Origin of the sequence: Rhodobacter capsulatus (assembly GCF_005144475.1) — a bacterium.
Taxonomy (GTDB): Bacteria; Pseudomonadota; Alphaproteobacteria; order Rhodobacterales; family Rhodobacteraceae; genus Rhodobacter; species Rhodobacter capsulatus_C.
This window is the reverse complement of record NZ_SWJZ01000156.1, coordinates 1-14,611: the sequence shown is the minus strand read 5'-3', so window position 1 is coordinate 14,611 and position 14,611 is coordinate 1. Positions and strand designations below refer to the sequence as shown.

At 67.5% G+C, this 14,611-nt stretch carries 14 protein-coding genes and 1 CRISPR repeat array; of the genes, 11 read left to right on the top strand and 3 right to left on the bottom strand.

Annotated elements, in window-relative coordinates; genetic code table 11:
- Positions 1-422: 422 nt before the first annotated feature.
- A complete protein-coding gene (locus tag FBT96_RS21505) occupies positions 423-563 on the bottom strand; it encodes a WCX domain-containing protein (protein ID WP_283234956.1) in 141 nt (46 codons plus the stop codon).
- A gap of 2 nt (positions 564-565) precedes the next feature.
- Complete coding sequence (locus FBT96_RS20270; RefSeq protein ID WP_283234955.1) at positions 566-1,429, bottom strand: helix-turn-helix transcriptional regulator; 864 nt, start codon at positions 1,427-1,429, stop codon at positions 566-568.
- Positions 1,430-1,504: 75 nt separating this feature from the next.
- Between FBT96_RS20270 and FBT96_RS20265 the strand changes: the two genes are divergently transcribed.
- The 11 genes from FBT96_RS20265 to FBT96_RS20215 all read left to right on the top strand — a co-directional run bounded on the left by FBT96_RS20265 (position 1,505) and on the right by FBT96_RS20215 (position 14,175).
- Positions 1,505-2,122 (top strand): WYL domain-containing protein, encoded by a 618-nt coding sequence (locus FBT96_RS20265; protein WP_169583670.1) that lies wholly within the window; start codon positions 1,505-1,507, stop codon positions 2,120-2,122.
- Between the two features lie 45 nt (positions 2,123-2,167).
- Positions 2,168-4,672 (top strand): CRISPR-associated helicase Cas3', encoded by a 2,505-nt coding sequence (gene cas3, locus FBT96_RS20260; protein ID WP_136909865.1) that lies wholly within the window; start codon positions 2,168-2,170, stop codon positions 4,670-4,672.
- Positions 4,673-4,751: 79 nt separating this feature from the next.
- A complete protein-coding gene (gene casA / locus FBT96_RS20255) occupies positions 4,752-6,221 on the top strand; it encodes a type I-E CRISPR-associated protein Cse1/CasA (protein WP_136909863.1) in 1,470 nt (489 codons plus the stop codon).
- Entirely contained in the window at positions 6,218-6,712 is a 495-nt protein-coding gene (gene casB / locus FBT96_RS20250; protein WP_136909860.1) for a type I-E CRISPR-associated protein Cse2/CasB, read from the top strand. The genes casA and casB overlap by 4 nt, the downstream gene beginning before the upstream one ends.
- Positions 6,709-7,794 carry a type I-E CRISPR-associated protein Cas7/Cse4/CasC gene (gene cas7e / locus FBT96_RS20245; protein WP_136909858.1) on the top strand — a complete coding sequence of 362 codons (1,086 nt, stop codon included), beginning with the start codon at positions 6,709-6,711 and terminating at the stop codon, positions 7,792-7,794. Before casB ends, cas7e begins: the two co-directional genes overlap by 4 nt.
- Complete coding sequence (gene cas5e, locus FBT96_RS20240) at positions 7,794-8,477, top strand: type I-E CRISPR-associated protein Cas5/CasD (RefSeq protein WP_136909855.1); 684 nt, start codon at positions 7,794-7,796, stop codon at positions 8,475-8,477. The genes cas7e and cas5e overlap by 1 nt, the downstream gene beginning before the upstream one ends.
- Positions 8,474-9,145, top strand: a complete 672-nt coding sequence (gene cas6e / locus FBT96_RS20235; protein WP_136909853.1) for a type I-E CRISPR-associated protein Cas6/Cse3/CasE — start codon at positions 8,474-8,476, stop codon at positions 9,143-9,145. Before cas5e ends, cas6e begins: the two co-directional genes overlap by 4 nt.
- Positions 9,142-10,125 carry a type I-E CRISPR-associated endonuclease Cas1e gene (cas1e, locus tag FBT96_RS20230; protein ID WP_136909850.1) on the top strand — a complete coding sequence of 328 codons (984 nt, stop codon included), beginning with the start codon at positions 9,142-9,144 and terminating at the stop codon, positions 10,123-10,125. Before cas6e ends, cas1e begins: the two co-directional genes overlap by 4 nt.
- Positions 10,122-10,403: a type I-E CRISPR-associated endoribonuclease Cas2e gene (gene cas2e, locus FBT96_RS20225; RefSeq protein ID WP_136909848.1), complete on the top strand. Its 282-nt coding sequence runs from the start codon at positions 10,122-10,124 to the stop codon at positions 10,401-10,403. The genes cas1e and cas2e overlap by 4 nt, the downstream gene beginning before the upstream one ends.
- Positions 10,404-10,490: 87 nt before the next feature.
- Positions 10,491-13,387: direct repeats of the CRISPR family, unit length 29 nt; unit sequence CTGTTCCCCGCCCACGCGGGGATGAACCG.
- A gap of 195 nt (positions 13,388-13,582) precedes the next feature.
- Positions 13,583-13,795, top strand: a complete 213-nt coding sequence (locus FBT96_RS20220; protein ID WP_136909846.1) for an AbrB/MazE/SpoVT family DNA-binding domain-containing protein — start codon at positions 13,583-13,585, stop codon at positions 13,793-13,795.
- Positions 13,795-14,175, top strand: a complete 381-nt coding sequence (locus FBT96_RS20215; RefSeq protein ID WP_136909844.1) for a type II toxin-antitoxin system VapC family toxin — start codon at positions 13,795-13,797, stop codon at positions 14,173-14,175. The genes FBT96_RS20220 and FBT96_RS20215 overlap by 1 nt, the downstream gene beginning before the upstream one ends.
- On the opposite strand, the gene FBT96_RS21730 is transcribed toward FBT96_RS20215, so the two are convergent.
- Positions 14,165-14,257: a DUF7697 family protein gene (locus FBT96_RS21730; RefSeq protein ID WP_455769551.1), complete on the bottom strand. Its 93-nt coding sequence runs from the start codon at positions 14,255-14,257 to the stop codon at positions 14,165-14,167. The genes FBT96_RS20215 and FBT96_RS21730 overlap by 11 nt on opposite strands.
- Between the last annotated feature and the right edge of the window lie 354 nt (positions 14,258-14,611).

Here is a 14,611-nt window from a genome sequence, read left to right as displayed (position 1 = left end):
CTTCAGAGGACAATGCCGGCAGGGACGCTTCCGGTTCCGTGCCGGATCTGACGCTGTTCAGGATGCTCCGGATCGGTTGCGCATTCTGTGGTCCGACCCATTCGACCTGCATCACGGCAAGGGCACCACCGAAGACTCCAAGATCTCACTCCGCGCGCGGCCCCCCTCAGGCCCGCCGATCAACCCGATCCCCTTTTCCCGAACGCCGTCGGGCGTGCGAGGGCTATTGCGTTTCAGCAAATGCGAATTCGGTCTGGCGGAAGGGGCAGGCCGAGGCCGGTCGGACATGATCCCCCGACGTCGAACAGCGGGAAACGAGGCGTAATTCCCTTGCTCGGGCCCTTGGTTCGGGGCGCCTTCGGGCCTTCGCGCGACAGGACCGCAGATGGTATTGCGGTGGTCAACCGCCGTTTCTCCCAGCTTCAGGGCATCGAGCCGAAATCGCCGCGCCGGTGGCCCTCGACCAGCGCGCGCAGGCCCTCGGGTTCCAGCACCTCGACCGCATCGCCCCAGTGATAGAGGTGCCACGCCATTTCCAGCCATCCCGCCGCCTCGAAGCGCACGATCAGGCTGCCGTCTTCCTGCCGCTCCAGCCGCTGCGAGGGGGGAAGCGGAACCCCGCCGCGCGTTCGGCGGCGTGCGGGGCAAAGTGCCAGACCACCGGGCCGAACTGCGCCGGGTTCTGCCAGACGCCGAAGGAGCGCGTCGCGAACCGCTCCATCGAGAATGCCAGGTCCATTACGAAACTTTCGTCAAGCACCTCGGCCGAAAGGATCTGATCCAGCCGGAAGGTGCGGATCAGATCGCCCTTGGCCGGGTCGCGGGCCACGAGATAAGTGCGATGGCCAAGCAGCACCCCATGCGGTTCCAGCACCCGTTCGGGCGCGTGGTGGGATTTGTAGCGCACCCGCAGCCGGAACGGGCCGCGCAAAGCCTCGGTCACCGCGTCGAGGATTTCGGGCCGGATCGAGACGCGCGGGCCGGGGCGGGTCACCTCGGCCAATGCCGAAAGCACCGCTTCGGCATCGGCTTCGGCGCGGGCGGCATCGCGCCGCGACAGCCGCGACAAAAGCCCCTCGCGCAGGTCCGAAAGCACCTGGGCATGGCGCAGCCGCCCCTCTGTCCCGGCCTCGCGCGCGGCATAATCCAGCGCCTCGATCGCGGTTTCGGGGCGCAATTGCAGCCGCTCGAGCGTGCCCGGGTCGATCCGCCAGCGCCGCTTGCGATCCGCGCCATCCTCGGCGGCGACATTGGCGAAGGTGGTCTCGAGCGCCTGCGTCATCCGTTGCGCGGTGCGGTGAGAAATCGCAAATTCCTCAACGATCTCATCGAGGCTGACCCCCGTGCGCCGCGACGCCGCCATCTGCGCGAGCCGGATCAGATCCTGGGCCTTGGCAAAGGACATCACCACCCCGACAGCAATTGACACCCTGTGACGTTAGGAATGATCCTGCGATCTGTCGAGGCGATTCCCTCGGGGTCGGTGTCAAAAGGAGCCTTGGTCATGGGGGATCTCGACAAGCATGCCGCGTCGCAGGGGCTGACCCGCCGCGCACTTGCGGGCCGCCTTTTGGGCGCGGCCGCCGCGAGCGGGCTTGGCGTCGGGGCGCCCATCCCCGCGCCCGCGCTTGATCCTGATCTGCGCGATGCGGCGCTGCGCGGCCTTGCGCTGGCGGGGCATCGCGGCGATCCGGTGACGGCCGCTGCGGCCCGGGCGGCGCTGTCGCGGCTGGCCGAGACCGACCCCGAGGCGGGGATTCTGGGCCGCCTCTATCAGCTGCTCGACGTGCGTCCCGCCGCTTATTGGGCGGGCGAGGCTTCGGCCCGCGCCGATGCGCAGGATCTGGCGGTGCTGCACGGGGCGATCGGCGCCTGTCAGCCTGTCAGCTTCGAGTATACCGACCTTTCGGGCACCACGACTGCGCGGCGGGTGCTGCCGCTGGTGCTGGTGCATCCGGCGCAGGGGGTGAAGCTGCTTGCCTGGTGCGAGACCCGGGAAGGCTTTCGGCAGTTCTTCGTGCGCGCGATGGCGGGGCTGAGCCTGCAATCGGGGGATTTCCGCGCCGACCGCATGGCCTTGCTGCAAGGCTTGCTGGAGAAGGAAGAAGGTGGTGATCTGTGACGGGCGGGGCCGAACAGGGTTCGGCCTGCTCGCAAGCGAGGTGCGATGCGTGTTCTTGACTGGCCCGGCAAAAGCCCCGCCGAGACGGGCCTGCCCGCCCATCCTGCGGTCTATCACATGCTGGATGTTGCGGCGGTGGCCGAGCGGTTGGTCGCGCCCTTCGGCTTTGCCCCGCCGCTCTGCGAGGCGCTCGTTCTGCTTGTCGCGCTGCACGATCTGGGCAAGATCAGCGACAGCTTTCGCGCCATGCTGGCAGGGGCGCCGGCTCAGGGTCCGCGCCACTGGGAGTTGACCGAGGTTCTTCTGCACCAAAACGATGCGTGTCTTGCAGGCCGGATCGGGGGCGACCCGGATCTGCGGCTGCAACTTTACGCCGCCGTTGCCGGGCATCACGGCAAGCCGCCGAGCCTCGCCTTGGGGACGTTGCCGAAACCTCCGCGGATACGGGATTATCTGTCGGCGCTGCGTCATGTCGGCTCGGGTGCCGACCCTGCCGCCGAGGTGATCGCTGCCTTTTGCGACCTTTGGCCCCGCGCGTCGCTCGAGGGGCTCGATCTGGCCGAGGCAGTGCGGCTGTCGTGGTGGCTGCCCGGGCTTTGCGCCGCGGCGGACTGGATCGGCTCGAACACCCGCTGGTTTTCGGCACAGGCGCCGGGACCGGGTCTGGCCGAGTATCTGACGCAGGCGCGGCGGGTTGCGGCGATTGCGGTGGCCGAGGCGGGGCTGGGCGGCACCGTGGCGCAACCCGGCCCGCTTTTCGATTTCGCGCTGCGCCCGATGCAGGCCGCCTGCGCCGATCTGCCCCTGCCCGATGGTCCGATGCTGGCGGTGATCGAGGACGAGACCGGGGCGGGCAAGACCGAGGCTGCGCTGATCCTCGCGCAGCGGATGGCGCAGGCAGGCAAGGGGCGGGGGCTTTACGTCGCCCTGCCCACGATGGCGACGGCGGATGCGATGTTTCGCCGTTCCGCGCAGATCGTCGGCAAGATCTTTGCCACGCCTACGTTGACGTTGGCGCATGGGCGGGCGGGGCTGTCGGCCGATTTCCGCGATCTGGTTTCGGGCGGCGCAGGTGGCGAGGATGAGCCCTCCTGCACCGACTGGCTGGCCGAAAGCCGCCGCCGCGCGCTTTTGGCCGATGTCGGCGTGGGCACGATCGATCAGGCGCTGATGGCGGTGCTGCCGGTCAAGCATCAGGCTTTGCGCCACTTTGGCCTTTCGTCGAAAATCCTGATCGTCGACGAGGTCCACGAGATGGGCGAGGCCTATATCGCCAAGGAACTGGAGCGGCTGTTGCAGATGCATCGTGCGTCTGGCGGTTCTGCCATCCTGCTCACGGCGACCTTGCCGCTTTCGCTGCGCGAAAAGTTGTTGGCCATCTATGGCGGCAGGAACGACAGCCCGGCCTATCCGGCGTTGACGGTGGCGGGGGGCGCGGCGCGCAGCGACTTTGCCCCCGATCCGCGCCCGGTCAAGGGGCCGGTCACGGTTGCCCGGATCGAAACGGTCGAGGCTGCGGTGGAGCAGCTGGTCGCGTTGGCGGGGCAGGGTGCGGCCTGCGTGTTCGTGCGCAACTCGGTCGACGAGGCGATTGCGGCTTGGGCCGATCTGCGAGCAAGGGGTATTCCGGCGCGGCTGTTGCACGCCCGTTTCGCGCTTTGTGACCGCAAGCGGATCGAGGCCGAGGTTCTGGCGACGGTTGGCAAGGCGGGGCAGGGGCGGGCGAGCTTCGTGCTGGTGGGCACGCAGGTGCTGGAATCCTCGCTCGATCTCGATTTCGACGTGATGATCTCGGACCTTGCCCCGATCGCCGCGCTGATCCAGCGCGCAGGCAGGCTTTGGCGGCACATGAGCGAACGCCCGGCCGCCAACCGCCCGGTGGCCACGCCGATGCTTCATGTTCTTTCCCCCGACTCTGCCGTTGTCACCGATGACCGCTGGCTGCGGGGCACGTTGGGGCGGGGGGCCTGGGTCTATGATCTGGCCGATCAATGGCGCACGGCAAAGGTGCTGTTTGCCGCGGGCCGGATCGAGGCGCCGCATGGCCTGCGCGCCCTGATCGAGGCGGTGCATGGGCCAGAGGCCGAAGCGGTGCCCGAGGCGCTGATCCGCGCCGAAACCGAGGCTCTGGGCAAGGCTGCCGCGGCCCGGACGCAGGCGCTTCACAACCTTGTCGATCTGGCGCGCGGCTACCGCGACGGCGGCGGCGGCAGCCCCGACACCAGCTATCCGACCCGGTTGGGCGGTCCGACCCGCACCCTTGTTCTGGCGCGGCAGACGGCTGCGGGGCTGGTCCCTTGGGCCGAGGGCGCCGATCTGTCCCCAGCCGAGGCCTGGGCGCTCTCCGAGGTTTCGGCCCGCGCGGCGCGGCTGGATGCGCTGCCCTTGCCCGATCAGACCTTGCCGCAGATCGTCGCTGTCACCCGCGACTGGCCCGAGTGGAAACGCGCCGAGGTCCGGCTCTGCCCGGTGAGTGACGACGGCACGATCTGCGCGGGCTTGCGGTATGACCGTTACTGCGGGCTTGTCTTTGAGGGCGTCACTTCCTGACACCCCATGAAATTAACCCTCTTTACGGGTGTTGTTGCGGGTGCTTCACTGCCCGCAGTTGTTCTGAGCGGAGGTGTGAATGACGCTCAACTTGATTGAAGACCCATGGATTGCGGTGCGGTGTCGCGATGGGTCGCGGCGCACCATTACGCCCTGGCAGATGGCCTTGCCCGAGATCGTCGCGCCCGATTGGCACCGCCCCGATTTCGATATTGCCTGCCTCGAGCTGCTGATCGGGCTGGTCTTTCTGGCCGATCCGCCCGCCGATGTGACTGACTGGAAGCGCCGTCGGTCCGCTGATCCCGCGCGGCTGCGCGAGAGGCTGGCCGCCTTTGCCCCGGCGTTCAACCTGCTGGGCGAGGGGCCGTGCTTCTTGCAGGATTTCGCCCCGCTCGAGGGCGCCGCGCGTCCGGTCGACACGCTGTTCATCGACAGCGCGGGCGAAAGTGCCGTGGGCAAGAATTCCGACGTGATGATGCACCGCGACCGTTACGACAGCCTTGATCTGCCCATGGCGGCGATGGCGCTTTACACGTTGCAGGATTTCGCCCCGGCGGGGGGCGCGGGCATCCGCACCTCGATGCGCGGCGGCGGGCCCTTGGTGACGCTTCTCGATCCGCGCGAGGGGCAGGGCAGCCTGTGGGATCTGATCTGGGCCAATGTGCCTTGCGGTCAGCCCGGCCGGGCCGAGGATCTGCCCTGGATGCGGCCCACCCGCGTTTCTGACACTGGCCAGCAGAGCCTGCCGCCCGAGGGCGCGTTGTTTGCCCCCGAGGCGTTCTTTGGCCAGCCGCGCCGCTTGCGGCTGGTGGCCGAAGGCGACCGGGTGAGCGGGGTAATCCAACGCAAGCATGGGACGAATTACGCGCTTTGGAAGCACCCGCTCAGCCCCTATTACCGGATGAAACCGGGCACGGAATGGCTGCCCAAGCACCCCCGCGCGGGGCGGTTCGGCTATCGCAACTGGCTTGGCATCATTGCCGAACAGAAAAAGGACGATCTGTCGGAACTGGCGCTTTGCTTGCGCGACTGGAACGGGCGGCAGGGGGGCGGGTCGGTGATTGTCGCGGGCTGGGCGATGGACAACATGAAGCCGCGCGATTTCATCCTGTCGGTGCAGCCGGTGCTTGATCTTGTCGACGAAGGCTGGATGCGCCTAGCCGCGCTGATCGAGGCGGCCGAGGCGGCGGCACTGGCCTTGCGCGGGGCGTTGGAGCCCGTGCTGGCGGCGGGCGAGGCGCGCGAGGCGGAACGCGAGACCTTCTTTGCCCAGACCGAGGCCCGGTTTCTGACGCATCTCGACATGATCCGGGCCGGTGGCGATCCGGCGGCGAACTGGCTGGCTGATCTGCGCACTCAGGCGATGGGGCAGTTTGAAAAGCTCGCCTTCGCGGGAATCGAGACGCGCGAGACCGACCGGATGCAGGAGATCTTCGAGCAGTGGAAGTTTCTGGGTCTCGCCTTTGCCGGTTACGGCAAGCAGGGCAAGGCGATCTTCGATGCATTGAACCTCCCCCTGCCCGAGAAGAAGAAAGGAAAAGCGGCATGAGTGACGAACCGAAAGGGCCGGGCGCGGTGGCGCTGGGCTGGTGGACGCGCAACATCGCGCCGCGCGAGATGCCCTCGGCCAAGGCACTGTCGGCGCGGTTGCGCCGCGCGGCACCGCTCGCGGTTCTGTGTGAACCGGCGGTGCAGGATCTGGCGCGGGGGCTGAGCCTTGGCCCGGCGCAGGCGGATCGTCTGGTGCAACTGGCGGTCCTGCTCGCCGAGGTCCGCGAGCATGTTCCCGAGCGGTTGGCGCGGCGGCTGGGCGGGGCAGAGCCGGTGCTTTCCCCGCTGCGGTTCCAGCGCCTGATCCGGGCCGAGGGGGTGGAGCTGACCGACCTTTTGCGCCGGGCCTTGTCGATGGCGGACCGTCGTTGCAACGTCGCAGCGCTGGCCACCGACATCCTGCACTGGGAGGCCGCCCGGCCGCGCTGGTGCTTCGATTATTTCGGCGCCGAGGCGCCTGTTCAAAGTCTTGAGGAGAAAGTCCAATGACCACCTTCGTGCAATTTCACCTGCTGACCAGCTACGGCCCCTCGAACCCGAACCGCGACGATCAGGGCCGCCCGAAACAGGCGATGGTGGGGGGCGTGCCCCGGCTGCGGCTTTCGTCGCAATCCTTGAAACGGGCGCTGCGCGAGAGCAGCTTTTTCGCGCAGGATCTGGCCGATCACATGGGCAAGCGGACCAAGCTTCTGCACGAGGGGCTGGTCAGGCATCTGATCGGCAAGGGCGCCTCGGACAAGGCCGCGAATGACGCCGCCGACAAGGTGGCGGTGATCTTTGGCAAGCTCGAGGACAAGAAAGAGGGCGGCAAGAAGGGCACGACGCTGGCCTTCATCTCGCCCGAGGAGCGGCGGTTGGCCGAGGATCTGGCCGAAAGGATCGTCGCGGGAGAGCCGCTGCCCGCCGACAAGGAGCTGAAGAAAACCGTGCTGCGCCGCGCCGATGGCGCCATCGACATTGCGATGTTCGGGCGGATGCTGGCCGATGATCCCGATTTCAACCGCGATGCGGCGGTGCAGGTCGGCCATGCGATCACCACCCATGCCGCGCAGGCCGAGGAGGACTGGTATTCCGCCGTCGATGATCTCAACAAGGCCGAGGATACCGGCGCGGGGCATCTGGGCGAGACGGCCTTCGGCTCGGGCATCTATTACCTTTACGTCTGCATCGATTGCGACCTGCTGATCGAGAACCTTGCGGGCGACCGCGCCTTGGCCGAAAAGGGGATCGCGGCGCTGACCCGGGCGCTGGCGCAGACGACGCCGCGCGGCAAGCAAAACAGTTTTGCCCATCACCCGATGGCGTTTCACATTCGCGCCGAACGCGGTCACCGCACGCCGCGCGATCTGTCGGGGGCCTTCTTCACCCCGGTTGACCGGCAGTTGAAGGAGTTCAAGTCGAACGACCTGCAATCGGCCTCGGTCAAGGCGTTGGAGGGCACCGCCGCGAAGATCGACAGCTGCTATTTCGACGGCCTGCCCGAGGAATTCTGCACGCTTGATACGCTGGCGGGCGCGGGCACGCTGTCCGAGATCGTGCGCTTTGCCACCGAAGCGGTCCGGGGGGCGTGATGCAACCCGTTCTGATCTTTGGCCTTTCGGCCAGCCTTGCCGCAATGGGCGAGCTGGCCGGGCACGAGCGGCGTGGCTCGCTGATCTGGCCCGCCCGCTCGGCCATCCTCGGGTTTCTGGGGGCAGCACTCGGCATCCGGCGCGAGGGCGACTTTTCCGCGCTTGATGCGCTGGGCGTCTCGGTTGCGATCTTCGACGCGGGCGCCCCCTTGCGCGACTATCACACCATCGAGACCGTGCCCTCGGCGGCGGCGAAACGCCCGAATTCCCGCCCCGAGGCGCTGCGCGAGGCGCGCGGGCGCACCACCACGACGATCACCCTGCGCGACTATCGCGCGGGGGTGTTTTACGGCGTGGCCGTCACCGGCGCGGGGCTTGACGCATTGCAAGCGGCGCTGACCACCCCGCGTTTCACGCTTTACCTCGGGCGCAAATCCTGCCCGCTCTCAGCCCCGCCCGGCGCGAAGATCGTCACCGCCGCAACGCCCGAGGCCGCGCTGGCGCAGCTGACCCCGCCGCCCTGGCTGGCGGCGCGCGGTGGCGTGATCGCCCGCACGCTGATCGTCGACGCAGATCAGGGCGAGATCGTCCACGACCGCCCCGTCGACCGGGCGCTGTGGCACTTCGCCCCCCGCACCATCGCCCGCCGTCCGGTCGAGATCGCGCTTGGGGGGCTGGCATGAGCCTTTATCTTTCGCGCATCCGGCTGGCGCGGTCCCCCGCCGCCCAGGCGCTGGCCCCGCTCCTGCTGCCCAGCGAGGCCGGGCACCGCCGCTCGGCCGCGCACAATCTGCTCTGGTCGATCTTTTCCGACGGCCCCGAGCGCAAGCGCGATTTTCTGTGGCGCGAGGCGGGCGAGGGCGTGTTCCTGGCCCTCTCGGCCCGCCCGCCGCTGCAGACCGATCTGTTTGACCCTCATCAGGTGAAAGAGTTTGCGCCGACGCTGGTGGCAGGGGATCGGCTGGTGATCCAGCTGCGTGCCAATGCCACGCGGATGAAGCGCGGCGGCGCGCGGGTCGATGTGGTGATGGATGCGCTGCACGGCTTGCCAGGCGAGGCCCGGGCGGCGGAGCGCATGGAGATTGCGCAACGCGAGGGCGCCGCCTGGCTCGCGCGGCAGGGGGAAAAAGCCGGGTTCCGGCTGATCCATGCCACGGCCGAGGATTACTCGGCCGAGGTGTTGCCCGGCCATCGCGGCCCGCGCAAGGGACAGCCGCAATTCGGCATCCTCGATCTGAGCGGGCAGATCGAGGTTTCCGATCCGGCGGCCTTTCTGGCGCAGCTGGCGCAGGGGTTCGGCCGCGCCAAGGCCTTTGGCTGCGGGCTGATGTTGATCCGGCGGGGGGAATGAGCGGCGCGGGCGACGACGCGGAGGGGCAGGGCGGTCCTGCCCCCTCTGCGCTGCCGGGCCTTGCGCCGCCCAAACCGATCCCGCTCAAGGACCGCGCCTCGCTGGTCTTTGTCGAACATGCGAAGCTTGACGTGCTCGACGGTGCCTTTGTCGCCGTCAACGCCGATGGCACCCGCACCCAGATCCCGGTGGGCGGCCTTGCCGGTATCATGCTGGAACCGGGGGCGCGGATCAGCCATGCCGCCGTCGCACTGGCCGCCCGGGTCGGCACCTTGATCACCTGGGTGGGCGAGGGCGGCGTGCGGCTTTATTCCGCTGGCCAGCCCGGCGGGGCGCGGGCGGATCGGCTGCTCTGGCAGGCGCGCATCGCGCTTGATGATGCGGCTCGGTTGCGCGTCGTGCGCAAGATGTTCGCGATGCGCTTTGGCGAGGATGCCCCCACCCGCCGCTCGATCGATCAGCTGCGCGGCATCGAGGGGGTTCGTGTGCGCGAAACCTATGCGATGCTGGCGCAACAGCATGGTGTCGACTGGAAACGTCGCAAATACGACCCCGCCGACTGGGAGGCGGGCGACACGGCGAACCGTTGCCTCTCCGCCGCCACCGCCTGTCTGCACGGGCTCTCCGAGGCGGCTGTTCTGGCCGCAGGCTACGCCCCGGCGATCGGCTTTCTGCATTCGGGCAAGCCGCTTTCCTTCGTCTATGACATCGCGGATCTGTTCAAGCTGGAAACCGTGGTCCCCGAGGCCTTCCGCATTGCCGGGCAGGCGGCCAAGGGCAAGCTTGAGATGTCGCCTGACCGTGCCGTGCGGCTGGCCTGCCGCGATGCCTTCCGCCGCAGCGGGCTTCTGGGTCGGATCATCCCTGCCATCGAAGAGGTTCTGAGCGCGGGCGAGATGCCCCGCCCGGAGCCGCCCCCCGAAGCGATGCCCGTGGCCTTTGATGAGGGCCAGTCGGGCGACGCGGGGCATCGCGGATGATCGTCGTGGTGATCTCGAACGCGCCTCCCCGGCTGCGCGGACGGCTGGCCGCCTGGCTGGTCGAGGTCCGCGCGGGCGTCTATGTCGGCGACTATTCCGCCAAAACCCGCGAGATGATCTGGGAACAGGTGCTGGCGGGGCTCGAGGCGGGCGACGCGGTGATGGTTTGGAAGGCACCCACCGATCAGGGCTACGACTTCCGCACCGCCGGCCGGAACCGCAGGATGCCGGTGGATTTCGACGGTTTGAAACTGGTGAGCTTCAAGCCGGACAGGTGAGGCCGATCCAAGGCGAAAATCTCGCAAGAATTCGGTGCGCTCTTTGACATTGTGAAAATCTTGGTGGATCAATGGTCTGCAGGAAGACTGTTCCCCGCCCACGCGGGGATGAACCGAGGTCACGGTCGCGGACCCGGCCGATTCCGGCCTGTTCCCCGCCCACGCGGGGATGAACCGTCGACACGCGGGAGTTTCCGAACACCGTGGCGCTGTTCCCCGCCCACGCGGGGATGAACCGTTTCCGAGCTGCGCGCCGCTTTCAGCGCGTTCCTGTTCCCCGCCCACGCGGGGATGAACCGCCGCCGCAACGACCTCGACGAGGCCTCTGGTACTGTTCCCCGCCCACGCGGGGATGAACCGTGGGAGACGCCGTGACCAACTACGTCGGCGGCCTGTTCCCCGCCCACGCGGGGATGAACCGGGATCGAGTTCGACCTGATCGGGCGGCGCGTCCTGTTCCCCGCCCACGCGGGGATGAACCGATGAGCCGGAAACCGAGCGCCAGCCCGAACAACTGTTCCCCGCCCACGCGGGGATGAACCGATCTAGCTTCTTCGGCATTTTTACTTGCGGCACTGTTCCCCGCCCACGCGGGGATGAACCGGGGCCCCGCTTGCGATGGCGCGTGCGTTCCTGCTGTTCCCCGCCCACGCGGGGATGAACCGGTCGATGGCAACCCCTATGAGGCGCTTCCGGACTGTTCCCCGCCCACGCGGGGATGAACCGGACAACGGCAATGGCTGCCCTGACCCAACCGCCTGTTCCCCGCCCACGCGGGGATGAACCGGCGACACCGCCCCGCAGCTGGTTGGGGAGGTGCTGTTCCCCGCCCACGCGGGGATGAACCGCCGTGTGCAAATTTTGCACACTAACCCTGTAACTGTTCCCCGCCCACGCGGGGATGAACCGAAGGAAAGCCCCATCGTGGCCGCGGCCAAGAACTGTTCCCCGCCCACGCGGGGATGAACCGCTGATCGCGCATCCGAAATGTCAGGAAGCCTACTGTTCCCCGCCCACGCGGGGATGAACCGACGCGGACAGCGACATGTTCGGATCGGTGAACCTGTTCCCCGCCCACGCGGGGATGAACCGGTCTTCATCGTGATCGATGACGAGGACAAGACCTGTTCCCCGCCCACGCGGGGATGAACCGCCGCGCCTCGTTGACTTCATCCTTGAAATAGCCTGTTCCCCGCCCACGCGGGGATGAACCGGTCCCGCCCTCGGCCGTCGCGGCCAGGCCGGCCTGTTCCCCGCCCACGCGGGGATGAACCGGCCATCGGCACTTCGGCGGCGGCGTTCAACGCCTGTTCCCCGCCCACGCGGGGATGAACCGACATTTCACACCGGAGAATGTAAAATTACTCGCTGTTCCCCGCCCACGCGGGGATGAACCGCTTAAACCCTGCCTGCAGGCCCTGAAGATCCTCTGTTCCCCGCCCACGCGGGGATGAACCGGCGTCGCCCTCGCCCTGAACCGGCATGGACACCTGTTCCCCGCCCACGCGGGGATGAACCGATTTCCTCCGGGCAGGCGTCCGGGTCCCAGACCTGTTCCCCGCCCACGCGGGGATGAACCGTCGAGGTCGAGGAATACGAGTTTGACGCCACGCTGTTCCCCGCCCACGCGGGGATGAACCGGCGTGGCGATATCATAGGCAGATCCGCCCGAGCTGTTCCCCGCCCACGCGGGGATGAACCAGCGATCAGCGCGCCTATTGCGCCACTGTCGCCCTGTTCCCCGCCCACGCGGGGATGAACCGGTCGCGTCGTGCAGCAGATCGAACTGCCGCGCCTGTTCCCCGCCCACGCGGGGATGAACCGTCACTGTGCCCACTCCGGCCGACAGGACGCGACTGTTCCCCGCCCACGCGGGGATGAACCGGGTGGGCGTTGTGGTGTCCGACTGGTAGCGCACTGTTCCCCGCCCACGCGGGGATGAACCGTGAGGATCCACCATGGCTGACAATTTCCAATACCTGTTCCCCGCCCACGCGGGGATGAACCGGGGCGTCTGCTCCTGATCAAGATCGGCGATGGCTGTTCCCCGCCCACGCGGGGATGAACCGAATACGGAACCACGGAGCACCACGCCAACCCGCTGTTCCCCGCCCACGCGGGGATGAACCGCTGGCGCAGACCGGGCGGAATGTGCTGCCCGTCTGTTCCCCGCCCACGCGGGGATGAACCGTGCGCAACATCTGCGGCACGATGGGGCGCCTGCTGTTCCCCGCCCACGCGGGGATGAACCGGCGACGACCATTCCGCGGTCGGTGCAGCCGGTCTGTTCCCCGCCCACGCGGGGATGAACCGCTTCATCCCCGGCGCGCCTCCGCGATCAGGGCCTGTTCCCCGCCCACGCGGGGATGAACCGCGACACCTCGACCAGCAGGCCGAAGCCCAGAACTGTTCCCCGCCCACGCGGGGATGAACCGGGTTTGTCTGGTCGCTGATCTGCGACGAGCTGCTGTTCCCCGCCCACGCGGGGATGAACCGCCGATGTAGCCCTGTGCGGCGCCAAACGGGTCCTGTTCCCCGCCCACGCGGGGATGAACCGCGCAGTGCTGCGCTTTGTCGTGACCGAGGAGCCTGTTCCCCGCCCACGCGGGGATGAACCGCTGACCCTGCTGCCGTCGCAGCCCTGGGGTGCCTGTTCCCCGCCCACGCGGGGATGAACCGACGACCGCGATAGCATGGCTGAGGCGCTGTTCCTGTTCCCCGCCCACGCGGGGATGAACCGATCCGGATGGGTGATCTCGATCAGCACCACATCTGTTCCCCGCCCACGCGGGGATGAACCGCACACCGCCATCACATGGGCGCTGCAGGGCGGCTGTTCCCCGCCCACGCGGGGATGAACCGGCCGTGCGGCGCGGGAATGTCGAGCTGGCCCGCTGTTCCCCGCCCACGCGGGGATGAACCGACGTTGAAGCCCATGAGAGGGGAGACAGATGCCTGTTCCCCGCCCACGCGGGGATGAACCTCGGAATTTTTGCTACTCGGTCCCGCCCGACGCCATGGGCCCCGGCCTCGCCGATCCCTTCCAGCTCGGCGCGCACCTGGCGCCCGCCCTCCGCCACGAGGCGGACAGACACGCGTTTTTCAGCCATTGTGAGGCTCCTTGAAATTCGGGCGGGATTGTCTTACGTTTTGGCTATCGATCAGTCTGAGGTATGACCATGTCCGAGACCGCAACCCTGTCCTCGAAGTTCCAGATCTCGATCCCGAAGGCGATCCGGGCGGCGCAGAACTGGGATGCCGGGCTCACCTTCGCCTTTATCCCCAAGGGCAAGGGGGTGCTGCTGGTACCGGTCCCAAAGCGCGACGCATTGAAAGGCCTCGCGCGCGGGGCGTCCGCCACCGATTACCGTGACCGGGCAGACCGCTTCTGATGGTGCTCGTCGACACTTCCGCTTGGATCGAATGGCTGATCGGCTCTGCCACCGGTGACAAGGTGGCAGAGCATCTGCCCGAGCAGCAGGACTGGTTGGTGCCGACGATCGTGCAGCTTGAGCTTGCGAAATGGCTCACACGCGAGGTGGGCGAGGACAAGGCCGATCAGGTGATCGCCTTCACGCAGGTCTGCCAGCTTGCGCCGCTCGACACCGAAACGGCCCTTGCCGCAGCCGAGGCGTGTCGCGCCCACAAGCTCGCCACGGCGGATGCGATCGTCTTCGCGACCGCGCGTGTGGCGGGGGCGAGCCTTCTGACCTGCGACGCGCATTTCAAGGGGCTGCCGGGGGTCACGCTGATCGAGAAGATCAAAGTCTGATGTCCCCCGCCTGCGCGGCGATCTGTTCTTTGAACCTGCGCACCATCACCGCCTCGATCTCGGGCAGGGTTTCAGCTGCCATGGAGTTGCCTTTGTCGGCTGCGAGTCTAGGTATAGAATACTTGCGGGAACGGTTATGCTGCTTTTTCCACCTTCCGGATGTTGAGTGCCCTTGAGAGTGTAAAACAGTGTTGTGATCCTGCCCCCGCAACCAAAATCATCTAGATAGATCAATGCCTTACGCCCCTCCGAACCGCGGGGCTTTTTGCTGCGCAATCAGGCAGGTCAACAATAGGTCAACAAACAGACAAGATCCGCGTGCAAGATCAGTGGGTAATCCTCCCCATTTTAACGGGGGACAGACGTATACTTCAGGCAGCCATCTTCAGTTTCTGGGCGGGTGTAATGCCACCGATGCCCATGTTGGGGCGCTCGT

What these genes read in the sequence shown, in the direction of transcription:
- FBT96_RS20220 (WP_136909846.1), top strand. Translation starts at nt 13,583, where the DNA reads ATGTCCGAGACCGCAACCCTGTCCTCGAAGTTCCAGATCTCGATCCCG.
- FBT96_RS21730 (WP_455769551.1), bottom strand. Translation starts at nt 14,257, where the DNA reads ATGGCAGCTGAAACCCTGCCCGAGATCGAGGCGGTGATGGTGCGCAGG.
- FBT96_RS20215 (WP_136909844.1), top strand. Translation starts at nt 13,795, where the DNA reads ATGGTGCTCGTCGACACTTCCGCTTGGATCGAATGGCTGATCGGCTCT.
- cas6e (WP_136909853.1), top strand. Translation starts at nt 8,474, where the DNA reads ATGAGCCTTTATCTTTCGCGCATCCGGCTGGCGCGGTCCCCCGCCGCC.
- cas3 (WP_136909865.1), top strand. Translation starts at nt 2,168, where the DNA reads ATGCGTGTTCTTGACTGGCCCGGCAAAAGCCCCGCCGAGACGGGCCTG.
- cas2e (WP_136909848.1), top strand. Translation starts at nt 10,122, where the DNA reads ATGATCGTCGTGGTGATCTCGAACGCGCCTCCCCGGCTGCGCGGACGG.
- cas5e (WP_136909855.1), top strand. Translation starts at nt 7,794, where the DNA reads ATGCAACCCGTTCTGATCTTTGGCCTTTCGGCCAGCCTTGCCGCAATG.
- cas7e (WP_136909858.1), top strand. Translation starts at nt 6,709, where the DNA reads ATGACCACCTTCGTGCAATTTCACCTGCTGACCAGCTACGGCCCCTCG.
- casA (WP_136909863.1), top strand. Translation starts at nt 4,752, where the DNA reads ATGACGCTCAACTTGATTGAAGACCCATGGATTGCGGTGCGGTGTCGC.
- FBT96_RS20265 (WP_169583670.1), top strand. Translation starts at nt 1,505, where the DNA reads ATGGGGGATCTCGACAAGCATGCCGCGTCGCAGGGGCTGACCCGCCGC.
- casB (WP_136909860.1), top strand. Translation starts at nt 6,218, where the DNA reads ATGAGTGACGAACCGAAAGGGCCGGGCGCGGTGGCGCTGGGCTGGTGG.
- cas1e (WP_136909850.1), top strand. Translation starts at nt 9,142, where the DNA reads ATGAGCGGCGCGGGCGACGACGCGGAGGGGCAGGGCGGTCCTGCCCCC.